The organism is Acinetobacter sp. ESBL14 (assembly GCF_036668815.1).
Classification (GTDB): Bacteria; Pseudomonadota; Gammaproteobacteria; order Pseudomonadales; family Moraxellaceae; genus Acinetobacter; species Acinetobacter gyllenbergii.
Genome location: NZ_JAZEVS010000088.1, coordinates 1 through 249, shown reverse-complemented (window position 1 = coordinate 249; position 249 = coordinate 1). Strand labels below are relative to the sequence as shown.

The following is a 249-nucleotide window of genomic DNA, read 5'->3' as shown; positions in this document are numbered from 1 at the left end:
CCGCTTTAACGTTGGTAATCGTGGTTCCACCAGCACCTGCAAGCGTGATCTTGTCTTTAGTCGTTGCATCGTCATATTTAACTGCTGCATCGTCTAATGTACCCAACTTGCCATCTACAGCCGCCAATTGATCTTCAGTCGCTGCTTGACCTGATACCGCTGTGCCATTCCACGTCTTATTGCTTAAACCACCAATGGTATTGGTTGTTCCATCAATCTTAACTTTAGTGGCACCACTGCCCACATTGA

At 46.6% G+C, this 249-nt stretch carries 1 protein-coding gene; it reads right to left on the bottom strand.

Annotated features, from left to right (window positions below):
* Positions 1-244: hypothetical protein (locus tag V6E90_RS21750; RefSeq protein WP_332606442.1), on the bottom strand; the 244-nt coding region annotated here is incomplete at its 3' end.
* Between the last annotated feature and the right edge of the window lie 5 nt (positions 245-249).